The organism is Mucilaginibacter sp. NFR10 (genome assembly GCF_900100445.1).
Lineage (GTDB): Bacteria > Bacteroidota > Bacteroidia > Sphingobacteriales > Sphingobacteriaceae > Mucilaginibacter > Mucilaginibacter rubeus.
Window position 1 is genome coordinate 702,876 of record NZ_FMTV01000001.1, and the last position, 17,484, is coordinate 720,359.

Here is a 17,484-nt window from a genome sequence, read left to right on the forward strand (position 1 = left end):
TCACTGCAAAATACTTTGAATCAAACGTTTGCGTAAGCCTGTTTTTACCCAAAGCAAACGTTTGCGCTGTGTTTGGAGGGGCGATTTTTTGTTTTCAAAATCCTGTATCTCTAATTTCCAATATTCAAAAACAAGGCTAAATCACAACAAAAAACTAACAATTAATTAATACTAACACCCACCACGTATGATTAAAATTTACTCAAACCCCAATCAGGGCTTCAGCAAACACATTTATTTAAGGAGGCAGATCAATGGCCTTTTTAAGTTGATGTGCTGTTGCCTGCTACTATTATTGCCGGTACTTGCCAGCGCGCAAACAATAATCAACGGCAGCGTAAAAGATAAAGACGGCCCGGTAATTGGCGCTACCGTTACCCAAAAAGGTGCTAAAAATACCACTACTACTGATGTTACCGGTAAATTTAAAATTACGTTAAAGGGCAATTCAACAATATTGGTTGTTTCTTATGTAGGGTATAAACCACAGGAAGTATCAATTAACGGTTCCTCAGACGTTACTATCATTTTACAAGAGGACCTTAATAAACTGAACGAAGTAGTGGTAGTAGGTTACGGTACCGTTAAAAAAGGCAATATAACAGGTTCGGTTAGCTCTATTAAAAGTGATGACCTTACACTTGGTGGTACTACCACTAATATCGGTCAGGCCATTCAGGGTAAAGCTGCCGGTGTTCAGGTGCAACAAACCAGTTTTGCACCTGGTTCAGGCATTAATATCACTGTAAGGGGTGGCAACTCTATCAATACTTCTACCTCTCCTTTATATGTAGTTGACGGTTTTATCAGCGATAATGGCAACCAGGTTAACCCTAATGACGTCGAAGATATCCAGGTATTAAAGGATGCTTCTGCAACAGCCATTTATGGAGCAAGGGGCGGTAACGGCGTTGTTTTGATCACCACCAAAAAAGGAAAAAACGGCAAGGTTTCTTTGGATGCCGATATATCAGGCGGTACGCAATATCTAAGGTATAAGCCGGATCTGTTAACCGGGCAGCAGTATACTGATATTCAGAATGCTACAGCTATTGAAGATGGTAAACCACAGCCGTACCCGTCAAGTTTCCAGGTGGCCAACACCAATTGGTTAAAGCTTGCAACCCGCAACGCAACAGTTCAAAATCAAAGCATCAGTTTAAGTTCAGGTGATCAGAATTCAAAGATCTATGTTGCTGGTAATCATATTAAACAGGTTGGTGTGTTGCAACATACCGGTTTTGAAAGATATACTGCAAGGATAGGAGCTGAGAAAACAATGAATGAAAACCTGAAGATCAGCGCTAATTTTTATGGTGCCAGCTCAAGCTCAACATTGCAATCGTACTCCGGCGATATAACCGCGCCATTATTTAGTTTATTGACTGCACCACCAAACGTAAAACCATATAATGCCGATGGTACTTATAATTATTACGTTACCCAAGGTACAAAGACTAACGCTTTGGCCGGCCTTTTGGAACCAACAAACAATAGCGGCAATAAATTGATTAACGCCAATATCGGCTTAGACTATAAAATAATTAATGGCTTAACTTATCATCTTACGGCCGGTACCGAATACACTCAAACTACAGCAGGCCAGTACCTGCCTACTACTACCATAGCAGGCGCCAAGCAGGGTGGTGTTGCCAGTGAGCAAACATCATCAGCTTTCAGATGGATAGTTGAAAATTACTTTACCTATAAGTTCAACATTGCTAAGGATCATGACTTCACTGTTTTATTAGGCACATCAAATCAAAAAGATGTTACCGAAGGGTTAAGTGCCGGTGCTAAAGGCTTCTCAACCGATGCATTCTTATACTACAACCTTGGTGCCGGATCATTGGTAAATGGTTATGGCAGCAGTAAGGCAGAGGCTATGTTGACCTCATATTTTACAAGGTTTAATTATGCATATAAGGATAAGTTATTAGCCTCGTTCTCTTATCGTGACGACCGTTCGTCAAACTTCGGTTCAAACAAGCGTTCAGGTTTTTTCCCCGCAGGCGCAGTAGCTTATAAACTTACCGATGATGATTTTATAAAAGATCTGAATACCTTCTCAAACTTAAAAGCGCGTGTTAGTTACGGTGTTACCGGTAATGACCGTATCCCTGCGAGCTTATATCTTTCAACATTTGGGCCTTATGGTGTAGTACTGAATGAAACCGGTAATCTTCAAACAGGGATAGAACCAAAAACATTGGCTAACCCTAATCTAAAATGGGAAAGCACCAGGCAGTTTGATGTTGGTTTGGATATGGGTTTCGCCAATGGCCGTATTAATGCAAGTATCGACTATTACAGTAAAAAAACAACCGACCTGTTAATTCAGATCCCTATAGGACAGCAATGGGGGTTCAGTAATCAGTATGTAAACGGCGGCGCTATTCAAAACCGTGGTATCGAGCTTTCTGTAAATACCAACAATGTGCGTGGTAAAGATTTGTCATGGAACAGTACGGTTACTTTTGCTTACAATAAGCAAAAAGCATTGGATTTAGGTCCGGGAGTAACCGTGATCAGTACCAATACTGCGAACCCAAGCGGTACTGTTTCCGGACAGGAATTTACAAGGGTTGTACCGGGTATTGAATTAGGTGAGCTATATGGCTACGTTTACGAAGGCGTAGTGAAAACCGGTGAAAAATATGCACCGCAGCCAAATTCAAAAGCAGGTGACCCTAAATACAAAGATGTGAACGGCGACGGTAAAATTACCCCGGACGACCGCACTTACCTGGGCAACTCTAACCCGCATTACATGGCAGGTTTTGGTAACGATTTTCATTACAAAGGCATTGATCTGGGGATATTCTTCCAGGGCGCATTTGATTATTACCTGTACAACATGAATGCCATGGTATTAGAGTCAACTACAGGTGTAGCTGGATTAAACAGGTTTGTTGCAGGTAAAAACGAAAATACCTCTATCCCTCGCGAAGGTTATTATCTAAGTACTTACGGCAGCTATGTAAACTCGCGCTTTGTTGAAAATGCTTCTTATGTACGTTTAAAATCACTTACACTGGCTTACAACTTCCCTTCATCATTGTTTCAGCACCTGAAAATTTTACAGGGAATAAGGGTTTATGCGGAAGCACAAAACTTATGGACAATTACGGGCTATAAAGGTACCGACCCGGAAGTTAACGTACATTCTGGTGCTACCGGTGGCGGTTTAGACTTTAACTCGTTCCCGGCATTCAGAACGATAACATTCGGTATTAAGGCATCTATCCATTAATGAAATTATCCATTTAGGGGATCAACAAAATTTTAGTCAAAATGAAAAAATATAATATTCTACTCTTAGCAGCCGCGGTAGTTACACAGTTTTCGTGTAACAAAACCAACCTCGAGCCTAAAATATACAGCAGCTTAACAAGCCAAAACGCATTCTTAACCAAGTCTGACGCCATTGCAGCGGTTAACTCAGTCTATGCCCGCTTAAAAGGTCCGGCGGTTGGTGACAATTTTGATTATTGGACGGTAAGGCACTTCGCCCTTACCGACTTAACCACCGATGTGGGCCACTGCAGCTACGCCGGCGACCCGGGACAATTATCACTGGTACAATGGAACTCGGCCAACGGTTTGATAGCTGAAGATTATAGGCAGATCTATAAATTGGTGGCCAACGCAAACAACGCTATCTATAATATTTCAGCAATGAAAAGTATTACAGATGCCCAGAAAAATCAGTTTTTGGCTGAGATGAAATTTTTACGTGCTATTGCTTATTCTGACCTTACCGATGCATGGGGACCAGTGATCTTAACCACCGAAAAAGATATAGCCAATCCTGATTACAAGGCTCAAACTGCGCCAAGCCCTGTTGCGGATGTTGATGCGTTAATGATCAGCGATCTGCAAAATGCGATCAATGTATTGCCTAAAGATTACACCAAAAGTGATATCTACACAACTAATGATGTTGGTCGCGCTACCAAAGGTGCAGCGATGTTCCTGCTGGCCAAGATCTATCTGCGCGAGCATCAATGGCAAAAAGTTGCTGATTTAACCAAACAGGTAATGGATTTGGGTATTTACCAGTTATATCCAACCTATGATGGTTTGTTTAAAGAATCAAACACCTGGTGTGCTGAAAATATCTTCTCGGTATTAAGCGATGCTAACGTTAACGGAACAGAGTTATTGAACCACTTCGGTCCGCTAAGCCATCCGGTGTTAACCGACAGGTGGCAGTACTACGCTGTAACCTGGGATTTTTACAACAGCTATGGCGATGAGGATGACCGTAAAAAGATGTTCTTCACCCAATACCAGGGCGTCGACGGCTTAACCCACAAACAAGCCCCTTCGCAGGGCGCTACCGCTCCGGATGGAGTATTGTATATGCCGGATGTTGCAACTATGAAGTATGCCGATCCAAATGGGGCCAACACTTACTATGATGGCCATAGTGTGGATGTTTTACGCTATGCAGATGTGTTATTAAGTCGCGCCGAAGCTTTAAACGAATTGAATGGTCCAACCGCAGAGGCTGTTTCATTAGTAAACCAGGTTAAAGGCCGCTCACATGCCAAATTATTGGTGCAGGCTAATTTGACCCAGGCAACTTTCCGCGATGCATTGTTACAGGAACGCGGCTGGGAGCTATATTATGAAGGCAAAAGAAGGGCCGACCTGAAACGCTTTGGCAAATATGATGTGATCGTGAACGCCTATCTGAAACGTGTTGGCCAAACCAATACCGTACAGTTGCCGCGCGACGAGTATTTCCCATATCCGCTTAACCAGGTTAACATCAACCCCAAGCTGAATAATGCGGGCAGGCAGCAATAAGCATAAAATTCAAATATTAGTAAAGAGTATACAGCCTTCAATGGGGTGTATATTCTTTACTGTTTAACCGGTATTACAAAATTAGTGATGAAGGATTGGTTTAAAGTTTTAGCGAAGGGGCTGTTGATTTCGATCATCTGTGGTTGCTCTGGTGGTAATCTGATAAAAGAAATTCACATAGGCCTGTATAATAATAACGAGCTAAAAATTAAGCTTGATGTTATGACCAGCAAGCCTGTTGATCTGTACGCCGAATACTGGATAGAAGGCAAGCAGCCGGTTAAATACCGGTCGACTACTACCAGTAACGGCACATCATATAAGCTTGTACTTTGCAATATTTTGCCCGATACCACTTATTCATACCATATTGTAACCGTTGACGGTGGAGATACGGTTGTCAGCAAACCTCATACTTTTAAATCGCACGAGTTGCCATTGTTTTTACAGGAACAGTTTCATGCAAAAACTGCTGCAAAAGCAACACTGCCGGTACAGTTTAATGACGGCTTAATGCTTATCAACAAACGTTATGCGCCCGGTGTGGCGTTTTTGGTTGATGCCAAAGGGCAAATCAGGTGGTACCACATGATTGACAGGTTGGGTTTTAAAGTGATCAATTTTACTAGGGATAAAACCCTGCTCTCTATTTTAGGCCGCAATGACGAACCTACCAGTTACGGTAGCGAGATATTGGAGATCAATATGCATGGCGACACTTTGCTGCACCTTACCAAAGGACAAGGCGATTTTAAGCAAACCATTCACCACGAAATCCTGAAGAATGGTAAAGGCCAGCTGGTAACCATTTTTGTTGATCAAAAAATCATGGACCTCACATCTGTTGGAGGTAGTAAACAGGATACCGTTAACGGCGATGGTATTATGGTGATGGATAAAACCGGCAGGCAGGTTTATAAATGGAGCGTGTTTGATGTAATGGATCCGTTGAAAGATCCAAAAATCCTGAAAACAAAAAAGGACTGGATGCATGCCAACAGTCTCAGCTATGATACAGACGGCAATTATCTGATGTCGTTCTACAACAACGGGCAGATCTGGAAAATTAACTCGCGCGATGGTAAGGTTATCTACAAATTTGGCAAGGGCGGTACCATAGCCATGCCTGCCGATTGCAACTTTACCCAGGCCCATGCCGCCCATATCAATAAACAGGGCAATCTGATGTTTTTTGATAATGGAGTGGAGAAACACCAGTCTGGCGTGTATGCAATGAAAATTGATGAGAAGAATCAAACGTCGACCATTGCCATGCACATTAAATTACCTAAAGAAATTTTTAACGGACGTATGGGCAGTGCCTACATGATCAATGATACAACCACATTGGTATGTTGCTCCAAAAGGCATATTGTGGTGCTGGCAAATGATAAAGGCGTTTTGCAATGGACGATGGAAACATCGGTGCCAACTTACCGTGCAGGTTTTATAAAATACGAACAGCTTGATCCATATTTAAAACCATAGATCATTAAAAATGAAAAAGAAATATCAATATATAACTTTCCTGTTGCTATTATTTGCTTTGGCTAACGCTATGCAATTAGTATCGTGCAGTGGGAGCAGGGCCGAAGAGGCGGATAAGGCTGATTCGTCAGCCGTGAATAATCTGGTTGCTGTGGATACCAGCAAAATGCCCGGCGGTAAATACGGCGATGCGGTGCGTTATGGTCGCGAACTGATGTTGCATACCGCATACTATATTGGCCCCGAAGGGGTTAACGGTCATTACACCGGCAATAAAATGAATTGTACCAATTGCCACCGCGATGCAGGTACAAGACCATACGCTTTTAATTTGGTTAGGTCATTTCGTGATTATCCGCAGTACAGGGCAAGAGAGGGCAGGATTTTATCTTTGGCCGAGCGCATCAACAATTGTGTAATGCGCCCTAATTTAGGCAGACCGCTGCCATTGGATAGTAAAGAGATGGTTTCAATCATGGCTTACCTGAAGTTTCTGAGTGATTCATCAAACGTATCTAAAACCACCAAAGGGTTAAAGAATATGGAAGTCGAACTGCCGGATGTTGCGGCATCATCAGGCAGGGGCGAAGTGCTATACGCGCAAAACTGCGAGCGCTGCCATGCCAAAAACGGCGAAGGCAAAATGCGTTTTGATAACGTAACTTACGAATATCCACCGGTATGGGGATTATTGGCCTATCGCCCGGGTTCAAGTATGCACAGGGTTGTTAAATTAGCGCAATGGCTAAAAGGCAACATGCCTTATGATAAAACAGCCGAAGGCAAACCCTTCCTGACCGATGCCCAGGCGCTTGATATAGCTGCTTTTGTTAATGACGATAAAAAACATAAACGCCCGCTGCCTAAGACTACTAAGGAGGTTGATTATCCGCATTACGAAGAAAAAGCGATTGATTACGACAAGGGGCCGTTTAAAGATCCTTTTTCCGAACAGCAGCATAAATACGGGCCGTACAAGCCGATCATTGATTATTGGGAAGGTAAGGGGATTACGCCTGCTATTTAAATAGCAATACAAAACCGACTATGTCATTGCGAGGAGGGACGACGAAGCAATCTCGCAGTTATGCCTATTGAAGATGCATTGGCTACGAGATTGCCGCGCTGCGCTCGCAATGACATAGTTTTTATTATAAAAAGACTGACTAAATTTATTTCATGAAAAAACAATTTTTAGCGCTCACATTCCTTTTATCGGGCTTTGCTGCTTCGGCACAAAAGGTGCCTTATGCCAATTGCGATAAATGCTGGCTGGCCGATTCATTGGGTAACCATCGTGTAGTGTTAACCTTTAACGGTACAGGAAAAGTGGCTAAAGCAATAATCAACTGGAGACGCAGGGATAATGAGCCCGAAAATAAGCGGATCATTATTCAGGATGCGAAAACCAAACAAAAGATTACCAACGTAAAAATCGGTACAGTAAACCGAGAAAGTGGCGAATTGTATTTTGAGCCAACATCGGGTAAGGGCACATACTTTGTGTATTACATGCCTTATAAAAATGAGGGCCGTTCCAATTATCCCAAGGGCGTTTATCTAAAGCCCGAAAATACAGCTTCGGCCGAATGGCTTAGTGCAGTAAATGGCCAGGTGCAGTTAGCTGCGGTAAAAGAATTTCAATCTATTGACGCTTTTAATAGTTTTTACCCGATGGAGGTGATTGCCACTAAAGCAGAAACTGAAGCTTTGATTAGTAAACATAAAGTAGAAGCATTTTTGGTTTTCCCGGAAGATAGGATGAACTCCATCCGCATGACCAAAGATTTGCCGCAACGCTGGATAGAGCTTGGTCCGCAGAATAAATATACCGGTGAAGCTGCGCGAGGCGAAAACTTTGCATTTCAGTTGGGCATTTACGCGCTGCAAAATATCGAAAATGTACAGGTAACATTCAGTGACCTTAAATCGGCTACTGGTAAGGTAATCCCGGCTTCGGCACTATTTTGTATCAATACCGGGGGCACTGCTTATGATGCAAAACCACTTACCAAGATTGTTAATGTTGCTAAAGGCGACATCCAGGCATTATGGTGTGGAGTAGATGTACCTGCCACAGTTCTTCCTGCTATTTATACCGGTAATGCCACTATTAGCATCAACGGAAAACCTGCAAAAACAATTGCCTTATCTGTTAAGGTAAATAGCAAAATATCGAAAGATGGCGGTGTAAGCGAGCCTTATAAAATGACCCGCCTGGGCTGGTTAAACTCAACCATGGCGCAACAAAATACCGTTATTTCGCCGTATACGCCGCTTGAAATAAGCGGCAATACTATTAGCCTGCTTGGCCGTAAAGTGGAGGTGAATAAAGATGGTTTCCCAAAACAGATCCAAACTTATTTCACGCCCGAAATGACGGAGTACGCCGCAGCGCCTAATAACCTGCTTACCGAAGGCATCCACTTTCATTTTATTGATGTTGCGGGCAAAAAGATAAACCTGAAAAGTCAGGGTGTACAGTTTTCTAAAAAAGAAGCCGGCACAGTTCAGTGGACTGCAGTAAGCGCCAATGATAGTCTACAAATGGATGTAACTGCCTCATTGGAGTTTGACGGCTTTATGGCTTATACTGTAAAAGTAAAAGCCCTTCAGAATGTTAGCCTGAAAGATATTACCATGCACATTCCTTTTAAAAAGGATTTCGCCAAATACATGATGGGCCTTGGTCAAAAAGGAGGCTATCGCCCTGAAAACTTTGAATGGAAATGGGATGTTGCCCATAAAAACCAGGACGGCGCCTGGATAGGCAATGTGAACGGCGGCTTACAATATTCATTGAGGGACGAAAAATATGTTCGTCCGCTGAATACCAATTTTTACCTGCAAAAACCTTTATTGCTGCCAACCTCATGGGGCAATGATAATAAAGGCGGTATTAAGGTATCTTTTGATGGTAAAGCGGTATTAGCCAACAACTACAGCGGCGAACGCGACCTGAAAAAAGGGGAAGAGCTTTATTACAACTTTACTTTATTGGTAACACCTTTCCATACCATCAATACCGATTTTCAGTGGGCTACAAGGTTTTATCACTCGTACAAACCTATTGATACCATAAAAAACGCAGGCGCAACGCTTATCAACATTCATCACGCAACGGCAATAAATCCAACCATCAACTATCCGTTCATCGCCTGGAAAAAAATGAAGGCCTATGATGATTCTGCCCATGCTGCCGGGTTAAAGGTGAAGATCTACAATACCATTCGTGAGCTGTCAAATCATGCTTATGAAACTTTTGCATTGCGTAGTTTAGGCCATGAAATTTATTCGCCGGGCAAGGGCGGCGGTTTCAGCTGGTTACAGGAGCATGTGGGCGATGATTACATAGCCGCATGGTTTGTGCCCGAAATTAAAGATGCGGCTATTATCAACAGCGGCATGAACCGCTGGCACAATTACTACGTGGAAGGCATGAATTGGCTTACTCAAAACGTCGGTATCGACGGTATTTACCTGGATGACGTGGCGTTCGACCGCGTTACGATGAAACGTATCAAACGCGTGTTGACCAAAAATGGTCATCCCGGCATTATTGATTTGCACTCGGCTAATCAATACAACAAGAGCGACGGTTTTAACAACAGCGCCAACCTGTATATGGAGCATTTTCCTTACCTGAACCGTTTATGGTTTGGTGAATACTTTGACTACGAAAAAAATGATCCTGATTTCTTCCTGACCGAAGTAAGCGGGATTCCGTTTGGTTTAATGGGCGAGATGCTGCAAGGCGGTGGCAACAAATGGCGTGGTATGGTTTACGGTATGACCAACCGTATGCCATGGAGCGATGGTGCTGATCCGCGCCCGATCTGGAAAGCATGGGATAATTTTGGCATGAAAGGCACAAAAATGATTGGTTACTGGGTTGATGATAATCCGGTAAAAACCGATAAGGCCAAAGTTATAGCAACCGTTTACAAAAAAGACGGAGCTGCCATGGTAGCTGTTGCCAGTTGGGAAGATGCTGATACCGATTTTCAGTTAAATATCGACTGGAAAAAATTAGGCATCGATCCGGCTAAGGCAACTATTACTGCTCCCGAAATTAAAAGCTATCAGCCGGGCAAAACATTTGGCTTGAATGACAGGATCCCGGTTGAAAAGGGTAAAGGCTGGTTGTTGATCATTAAATAACAGTTAATGGATAAAAAATGGTTTATAACCATATACTTTTACATTGGCAGATCACTGAGTTAAACCCGCAGCCTGCCTTTGTGGTTTATCGATTGCTGGTTTATTATGTTAGTTTGCAGTGGTGGTATGTACCAAAAGCATGCATACCGCCTGCATTTTTATAAAAGCCGTAAACCCTTGAAACTGAACGGTAACAAGCTCTTTGATGCATTTGGGTAATAAAGTGAATTGAAATAAAATGAAAATATTTTAATCGAATCGGTAAATTGTTAGTACTTTCATAAAAAAATAACCAAAATATTGAATTACTACCAATGAATACACAGCATCCATGGCATGAAGTTTCAACCGGGCCTAAAATTCCCTATGTTGTAAACGCCGTTATTGAAATTCCCAAGGGCTCAAAAGCTAAATATGAGATTGATAAAGAATCCGGACTTTTAAAATTAGACCGTGTGCTTTTTTCTTCAGTAATGTATCCGGCCAATTATGGATTTATCCCTCAAACCTATTGCGATGACGAGGATCCGCTTGATATTTTAGTTATATGCTCTGTTGATGTTTTTCCGATGTCTATTATTGAAGCAAAGGTGATTGGGGTAATGCATATGATTGATAATGGCCAGCAGGATGATAAAATAATCGCTGTTGCCAATAATGATATGTCGGTTAATTATATAAATGATTTAAGCGAATTACCGCCGCATACTATTAAAGAGATTGAGTGCTTCTTTAAAGATTACAAGGTTTTGGAAGGCAAAAACGTAACCGTTGAACGCTGGATGGGGGTAAGTTACGGCCATCAGGTGATAGAAGATAGTATGGTATTATACGATGTTAATTTTAAACCCGTCCAAACCAAAGTTGCCGGTTAAAAATATTAAGATCTGACAAAAAATGTTTAACCCTGCTTCTTTTTATTGACTGCAGCGTTAAACATTTTTTATTTTTACTTCGTCCTGGCATGGAGCTCAGGTAATCTTTGGAAGGTAGTATCGTTGGTTTCCTTCGGGATTTGCCTGCTCCGTTTATACCTCGATAATTTTAGGTTTAAAATTGAAGCAGGCTAAATAATCCCTCCGCGGAATGCATATTTGCATTCTCATATTGCTAATGATGTTTTATGAAAATACTGCACATTATACCTGCTTATAAACCCGCTTACGGCTACGGAGGTCCAACTGAATCTGTATCGCGGCTTTGCGAGGGGTTAGCAGCTAATGGGCATGTTGTTGACGTTTATACCACTACAGCCAACGGTAAAACCGAACTGGATGTAATACCCGGAGCTAAAACGAATGTTGAAGGGGTTAATGTAATTTATTTTAAACGGATCACCGGTGATCATACACACGTTAGTCCGGCATTATGGCGCAGACTTGTTAAAACTGCCAACCATTATGATGTAATCCACATCCATTCGTGGTGGAGCATTTTAAGCGTAATAGCTGCACGGATCGCCTTGTTCAGTAAAACCAAAGTGATTTTGGCGCCCCGCGGCATGCTAAGCGGGTACGTATTTGAAAGCGGAAACAGCAGCTACAAAAAATTGATCCATAAATTAGGTGGCCGTAAAATTTTAAAGAAATGCGTGCTGCACGCTACCGCCCAATCCGAATATATGGAATGCAGGAAGTTGATTCCGGGCTGGCAGGGCTTTGTATTACCTAATATTTTATCATTACCTGATATCGAAATAAAGGCGCCCCGCAATGAATACTTCACGGTTATTTTTATGTCGCGCATTCATCATAAAAAAGGACTTGAAAAACTATTTATTGCTATAAGCAAGCTTTCTTTTAACCTGAAACTTGTTATTGCGGGCGATGGAGAGGACGCATACGTACAGCAATTGAAACAACTTGCAATTGAGTTAAATATAGCTTCAAAAATTGACTGGATAGGATGGGTAAACCGGGAGGAGAAATTTGAACGGCTTAACCAGTCTGATCTGTGTGTCCTCACCTCCTTTAATGAAAACTTCGCGAATGTGGTGGTTGAATCATTGCATATGGGTACAGCTGTTTTAATTTCCGAAAATGTAGGTCTTTCCGATTTTGTTATTGAAAATAATCTCGGGTGGGTCTGTAAATTAGATACCGTTAACATTGTTGAAAAGCTGAACGAAGCTCACCTTGCAAAGCAAAAATTAGATCACATCCGCAAGCATGGCCGCGAAATTATCAGAACGACGTTTCATGAGCAGGTGCTGATAACAAAGTATTACGAAGAGTATTTAAAATAATCCCTCTTTTCTTTCGGCCAATTTACTATCCCTGGATGGCTGCCTTCCTTTAAAGCTAAGCCCGAAATGTGTGTTGGAACTGAGGTAGGAGCGATTAAAGGGCCAGACTATTGCCGGCCCTGCTGATACTTATAATGTAAATTCTTTAGCGTTTCTATAGTCGCCTCATCTGTAGAGATCCCATAGCCCGTTACCAGTGTGCCTTTAACACCTTCCGCTGAAGCAAGGGCGTAAACAATAGCCTCATCGGCGGGGTCGGAGGGGCCTTCGTAGCGGTACAGGTCCACTATTTCAAATTCTTTTACCGGGAAGTTTTCCGCGCCTGCTTTGAGGTGATCACCTTCCAGGCTAAATTCATGGGTATAGCCCTGTTCTTTTAATTTGGTTATAGCTTCGGTTACCGTTGCGTAATGAAATTTTTGTTCTTCCATGAGATAGATGTTTGTTATCAATAGCTAATATACAATTAAAGTACGCTGCCTGTTTCAGTAATTTCTGCCGAAAATGTTTCGGGCTGTACCAATACAAAGCGCACCAAACTAAACTCCTGCTTAATACAATCCCGGATCCGGCCGATAGCTTCGTTGATTTGCTGGGTATCCAGATCATCTTTAAAAGCTACTATCAGCATCAAAATAATTTCATCGGGCGATTGATAGGTTGACAGCATGTGCATCACCTTTAAAACGGCATTATCCTGTTCAACGAGGGTGCTTATCTTCGTACGCGATTCAGACGAAATGCCTTCGCCCATAAGCAAACTCCTGCTCTCCCGGGCTAATATGGCCGAAACACCAACCAAAATTAAACCAACCAATAATGATGCTATACCGTCAAGCACGGGAATGTGGTAACGATGGTTCAGGAACATGCAGATGCCAACAATAAAAAGCCCTGCAACGGCTGCACTGTCCTCAAACATCACTAAAAAGGTTGATGGGTCTTTGCTTTTAACTACGGCATCCCACCAGGTTTGATCGCCCCTTATGGCGTTAAATTCTTTCAGGGCGATGATGAGCGACGAGCCTTCAAATATGACGGATAATCCCAAAACGATATAACTCATCGTAGGATCGCCAAGGGGTTCGGGTTGGCGGATATGTAATATACCCTGGTAAATAGATAGCCCTCCGCCCAGGCCAAATATCATGATAGATACAATGAACGACCAAAAGTATAGCTCCTTACCGTAGCCAAAAGGATGGGTTTTATCGGGCTCTTTGCGGGCCCTGTGCAGACCAAGCAATAGCAGCAATTCGTTAGCGGTATCCACTACCGAGTGGATCCCCTCGGAGATCATAGACCCGCTTCGGCCTATAACGCCCGCTATAAATTTGGTTATTGCTATGAGCAGGTTGGCAATTAGTGCGCTATATATCGATTTTTTTGATGAGGTCATATTCCTTAATGCGCTATTACCTCGGCATCGCCAAGTTTTTTAACATACAATTCATCAACCAAAATCACAATAATGGCCACAATAGGAACTGCCAATATGATACCCAGCACCCCCGAAAGCGTTCCCATAACCACCTGGCTGATGATGGTAAGCGCGGGAGGCAGGTTGATCATACGGTTTTGTACTATAGGCACTACGATATTGCTTACTACGGTTTGCGATATTACATAAATGAGCGCCACTATAATAGCTGTATTTGTGCCCATGGTGAGTGCAAGTAATACACCCGGTATCATGGCTATAACCGAGCCCAGGTTAGGGATGATCTTTAACATACCTGCAAATAAGGCTAATATCAATGCCGCCGGAATTCCCATAATGCTCAAGCCCGTGGTAAGCAGCAAGCCCAATAATACCATAGAGAGCAGCATCCCTTTAAGCCAGCCTTTTAATGAAAGACTGATCCTGTCCATAATATCCTGCCCCAAAGGTTTTTTTTGATCTGATAGCAGCATTAAAATGCCATTTTTATAAACATCGGGATTGGTAGTAAAAAAAATACTCAGGAACAGTATGATATAAATATCACCCAGCACGCCAAAGCTGGTGCTGAAAAAGTGCTGTACAGTAACCACAACTTTATCGGGATCATTATCGCCCGAAAAATAATCAAGTATTTGCTGCCCTGTTGGGTTTGAAGCCAGCTTAGCCTTAAAATTATTAACCGTATGCGGGAGTGTATCTTTAAGTAAAGCTATCTGGTGCTGTATGGTTGTGCCCATTAAATAAAACAAGCCTGCTACAATTAAAAATGAACCAACTACAGATATGATCATTGCATACCGCCTCGGCATTTTAGTGTTACGCTCTATCAGGTCGCCAAGGCCATGAAAATAAGTCGCGATCAGTGCGCCTGAAAGTACCATGAGCAGTACGTTAAAAGCCACCCGGGCTATCAGTATCACTACAACCAATAAGGCAACAATAGCAACAGTGTGCCATACTTTTTCGATATAAGTAAGCTCTTTTTCTTTTTTTGGGGTCATATAGCAGGTATTTGTTCCATTAACACATTCATGTACTCTAAATGTTTTGATTGAATTAAGTTAACAAGATATTACGAAAGAGGTTGAGATCGATTGCTTTTAAACTTTTTAAAATGTTTTAAAAAGGAAGTGTAACAATTTAAATGAGTTTTTGTAAAATTATTCCGCCAACGGCTTTTTTACCGATATTTAGGTTTATACCGAACCAAAAACCATAACCCTCCAGTTGATGAAGAAAAACTACTACATCGTAACGCTGATCATGCTTACGTTTTTTGTTATTTCGTTTTTAACCAATATTATCGGGCCGTTATCTCCCGAGTTTATTAAGGATTTCAAGTTGAGCGATGTAATGGCAGGGGTATTGCCCTTTGCATTTTTTATTGCCTATGGTGTTATGTCAATTCCGTCGAGCATGCTGGTTCAAAAGTATAATGAGAAAACCATTATGGTTGCTGCTTTTGTGGTGGCGTTCTTTGGCTCTTTACTATTGGCTGTTTATCCTAATTATCTTACTGCCATTATATCCTTGTTTTTAATTGGCTGCGGTATGGCTATGCTGCAGGTGGTGATTAATCCATTGCTCCGCACATCGGGCGGAGAGGAAAATTATGCTTTTACCTCGGTACTGGCGCAGCTCATATTTGGCGGGGCGTCGTTTGTTAGTCCGCTGGTTTATTCATACATGGTTAAAAACATGGGGAGCAGCAAAGGTGGTATTTTCCCTTTGCTTGAGGCGCACGTACCCACAGCCATGCCCTGGATCTCGCTTTACTGGCTGTTTGCGGTTATTTGTTTAGGTATGTTGGTGATCATGCTGATATCTAAATTTCCGAAGGTTGAACTGGCCAGCGACGAAAAAGCCGGGCCATGGAAAACCCACGTCGACCTTTTTAAAAAGCCCGTTGTTATAGCTTACTTTATAGCTTTGTTTTGTTATGTGGGCAGCGAGCAGGGCGTATCCTACTGGATGTCGCAATTTTTACTTGTTTACCACAAGTTTGATCCGCAAACCACAGGTGCCAGCGCGGTAGCCTATTTCTGGGGACTGATGACCGCCGGCGGCATTTTAGGCTTGTTTTTACTTAAACTGATGGATAGCCGCAAGCTGCTGGTGATCTTTACCATTTTGGCACTCATTTTCCTCACGCTTGGTTTGTTCGGCAGCGCTCAAACATCATTGTACTCATTTTCAATAGTTGGCTTCTTCATGTCGGTAATGTATCCCATTATATTCTCGCTGGCGTTGAGTTCGATAGCTGAAGATCACGGTTCATTTGCCGGGATCCTGGTTACCGGTATTATTGGCGGCGCGGTGGTTCAGCTCTTGATAGGCGGCTTGGGCAGCCTGTTTGGGTTAAGGCAGGGGATGTTTTTCCTGTACATTACATTCGGCTACATGCTTAGTATCGGCTTTTGGGCTAAGCCGCTGGTTACCAACAAAACTATTTTTGATAATAAAGCATAATAAATAAATGAGCAATATAAAAGTTATAGGTATTGATCTGGGTGCTACCAATATCCGCGGAGCGGTTGTTAATAATAACACCATCGGTAATATTGTATCGCAACGGATAAAAAGCGACGGCAGTGTAGAAGATGTGCTGAACGATATTTATGCCGTTGTTGATGCCCTGTTGCAAAACGATAGGGCCAGCGCCATAGGCATAGGCGTGCCCAGCGTAGTTGATGTAGCCGAAGGTATTGTTTATGACGTGCAATATATTCCCTCATGGAAGGAAGTGCACCTGAAAAAACTGATGCAGGAGCGATACAACATCCCGGTATATGTAAATAATGACGCCAATTGTTTTGCCGTAGGCGAGTTATATTTTGGAAAGGGAAAAGATACTGACAGCATGGTTGGCGTGACCCTTGGCACCGGGCTTGGCACCGGCATTATCACCAATGGCAAACTGTATGCAGGCCACAATTGCGGTGCCGGGGAGATAGGTCTTTTTCCCTATATCGATAACATCCTGGAGTACTATTGCAGCGGCTCATTTTTTAACAATGTGTACGGATTGGATGGCGTACAGGTATTTAAAGATGCTCAGGCCGGCAAAGAGAAGGCATTGGAGCTGTATGCCGAATTAGGAAACCATGTGGGGAATGCAGTAAAAATGATCATGTACGCCTATGATCCCGAGCTGATTATTTTAGGCGGATCGGTAAGCCAGGCTTTTGAATATTTTAAAGATACCATGTGGCGGCAGGTGAAAACCTTTGCCTACTCAAAAACACTTGAACGTATAAAAATCGAGATCTCGGAACTGCAAAACAGCGGTATCATAGGTGCGGCTGCTTTGTATTACGACGATCAGAAGTAA

The 17,484-nt window shown here is 42.5% G+C and carries 12 protein-coding genes; 9 read left to right on the forward strand and 3 right to left on the reverse strand.

Annotation, left to right across the window (positions count from 1 at the left end):
• Positions 1 to 187: 187 nt before the first annotated feature.
• The 7 genes from BLP33_RS03000 to BLP33_RS03030 all read left to right on the forward strand — a co-directional run bounded on the left by BLP33_RS03000 (position 188) and on the right by BLP33_RS03030 (position 12,709).
• Entirely contained in the window at positions 188 to 3,253 is a 3,066-nt protein-coding gene (locus BLP33_RS03000; protein ID WP_090524735.1) for a SusC/RagA family TonB-linked outer membrane protein, read from the forward strand.
• Positions 3,254 to 3,294: 41 nt separating this feature from the next.
• The gene (locus BLP33_RS03005) at positions 3,295 to 4,815 is read left to right on the forward strand and encodes a RagB/SusD family nutrient uptake outer membrane protein (protein WP_090524737.1); all 1,521 of its coding nucleotides are present in this window, start codon (positions 3,295 to 3,297) and stop codon (positions 4,813 to 4,815) included.
• An 87-nt stretch (positions 4,816 to 4,902) separates the two neighbouring features.
• Complete coding sequence (locus tag BLP33_RS03010; RefSeq protein ID WP_090524740.1) at positions 4,903 to 6,303, forward strand: aryl-sulfate sulfotransferase; 1,401 nt, start codon at positions 4,903 to 4,905, stop codon at positions 6,301 to 6,303.
• A 10-nt stretch (positions 6,304 to 6,313) separates the two neighbouring features.
• Positions 6,314 to 7,330 carry a c-type cytochrome gene (locus BLP33_RS03015; protein WP_217633098.1) on the forward strand — a complete coding sequence of 339 codons (1,017 nt, stop codon included), beginning with the start codon at positions 6,314 to 6,316 and terminating at the stop codon, positions 7,328 to 7,330.
• A 152-nt stretch (positions 7,331 to 7,482) separates the two neighbouring features.
• Entirely contained in the window at positions 7,483 to 10,464 is a 2,982-nt protein-coding gene (locus BLP33_RS03020) for a glycoside hydrolase domain-containing protein (RefSeq protein WP_090524742.1), read from the forward strand.
• Between the two features lie 314 nt (positions 10,465 to 10,778).
• Positions 10,779 to 11,339: an inorganic diphosphatase gene (locus tag BLP33_RS03025; RefSeq protein WP_090524744.1), complete on the forward strand. Its 561-nt coding sequence runs from the start codon at positions 10,779 to 10,781 to the stop codon at positions 11,337 to 11,339.
• A gap of 248 nt (positions 11,340 to 11,587) precedes the next feature.
• Complete coding sequence (locus tag BLP33_RS03030) at positions 11,588 to 12,709, forward strand: XrtY-associated glycosyltransferase XYAG1 (RefSeq protein ID WP_090524747.1); 1,122 nt, start codon at positions 11,588 to 11,590, stop codon at positions 12,707 to 12,709.
• A 107-nt stretch (positions 12,710 to 12,816) separates the two neighbouring features.
• Here BLP33_RS03030 and BLP33_RS03035 read toward each other — a convergent pair whose 3' ends face one another.
• From BLP33_RS03035 to BLP33_RS03045, 3 genes are read right to left on the reverse strand one after another with little or no spacing between them, the layout of a single operon-like run.
• Positions 12,817 to 13,140, reverse strand: coding sequence for a hypothetical protein (locus tag BLP33_RS03035; RefSeq protein WP_090524749.1), 324 nt, complete (start codon positions 13,138 to 13,140; stop codon positions 12,817 to 12,819).
• 35 nt (positions 13,141 to 13,175) lie between these two features.
• Entirely contained in the window at positions 13,176 to 14,108 is a 933-nt protein-coding gene (locus BLP33_RS03040; RefSeq protein ID WP_090524751.1) for a cation diffusion facilitator family transporter, read from the reverse strand.
• A 5-nt stretch (positions 14,109 to 14,113) separates the two neighbouring features.
• Positions 14,114 to 15,154: an AI-2E family transporter gene (locus BLP33_RS03045; protein ID WP_090524753.1), complete on the reverse strand. Its 1,041-nt coding sequence runs from the start codon at positions 15,152 to 15,154 to the stop codon at positions 14,114 to 14,116.
• Between the two features lie 229 nt (positions 15,155 to 15,383).
• Between BLP33_RS03045 and BLP33_RS03050 the strand changes: the two genes are divergently transcribed.
• On the forward strand, positions 15,384 to 16,622 hold the full coding sequence (locus BLP33_RS03050) for an MFS transporter (RefSeq protein ID WP_090524755.1): 1,239 nt from the start codon (positions 15,384 to 15,386) through the stop codon (positions 16,620 to 16,622).
• 7 nt (positions 16,623 to 16,629) lie between these two features.
• Positions 16,630 to 17,484 carry an ROK family protein gene (locus BLP33_RS03055; RefSeq protein WP_090524757.1) on the forward strand — a complete coding sequence of 285 codons (855 nt, stop codon included), beginning with the start codon at positions 16,630 to 16,632 and terminating at the stop codon, positions 17,482 to 17,484.

Excerpts from the sequence above, each read along its gene's own strand:
- BLP33_RS03000 (WP_090524735.1), top strand. The coding sequence starts at position 188 with ATGATTAAAATTTACTCAAACCCCAATCAGGGCTTCAGCAAACACATT.
- BLP33_RS03005 (WP_090524737.1), top strand. The coding sequence starts at position 3,295 with ATGAAAAAATATAATATTCTACTCTTAGCAGCCGCGGTAGTTACACAG.
- BLP33_RS03010 (WP_090524740.1), top strand. The coding sequence starts at position 4,903 with ATGAAGGATTGGTTTAAAGTTTTAGCGAAGGGGCTGTTGATTTCGATC.
- BLP33_RS03015 (WP_217633098.1), top strand. The coding sequence starts at position 6,314 with ATGAAAAAGAAATATCAATATATAACTTTCCTGTTGCTATTATTTGCT.
- BLP33_RS03020 (WP_090524742.1), top strand. The coding sequence starts at position 7,483 with ATGAAAAAACAATTTTTAGCGCTCACATTCCTTTTATCGGGCTTTGCT.
- BLP33_RS03025 (WP_090524744.1), top strand. The coding sequence starts at position 10,779 with ATGAATACACAGCATCCATGGCATGAAGTTTCAACCGGGCCTAAAATT.
- BLP33_RS03030 (WP_090524747.1), top strand. The coding sequence starts at position 11,588 with ATGAAAATACTGCACATTATACCTGCTTATAAACCCGCTTACGGCTAC.
- BLP33_RS03035 (WP_090524749.1), bottom strand. The coding sequence starts at position 13,140 with ATGGAAGAACAAAAATTTCATTACGCAACGGTAACCGAAGCTATAACC.
- BLP33_RS03040 (WP_090524751.1), bottom strand. The coding sequence starts at position 14,108 with ATGACCTCATCAAAAAAATCGATATATAGCGCACTAATTGCCAACCTG.
- BLP33_RS03045 (WP_090524753.1), bottom strand. The coding sequence starts at position 15,154 with ATGACCCCAAAAAAAGAAAAAGAGCTTACTTATATCGAAAAAGTATGG.
- BLP33_RS03050 (WP_090524755.1), top strand. The coding sequence starts at position 15,384 with ATGAAGAAAAACTACTACATCGTAACGCTGATCATGCTTACGTTTTTT.
- BLP33_RS03055 (WP_090524757.1), top strand. The coding sequence starts at position 16,630 with ATGAGCAATATAAAAGTTATAGGTATTGATCTGGGTGCTACCAATATC.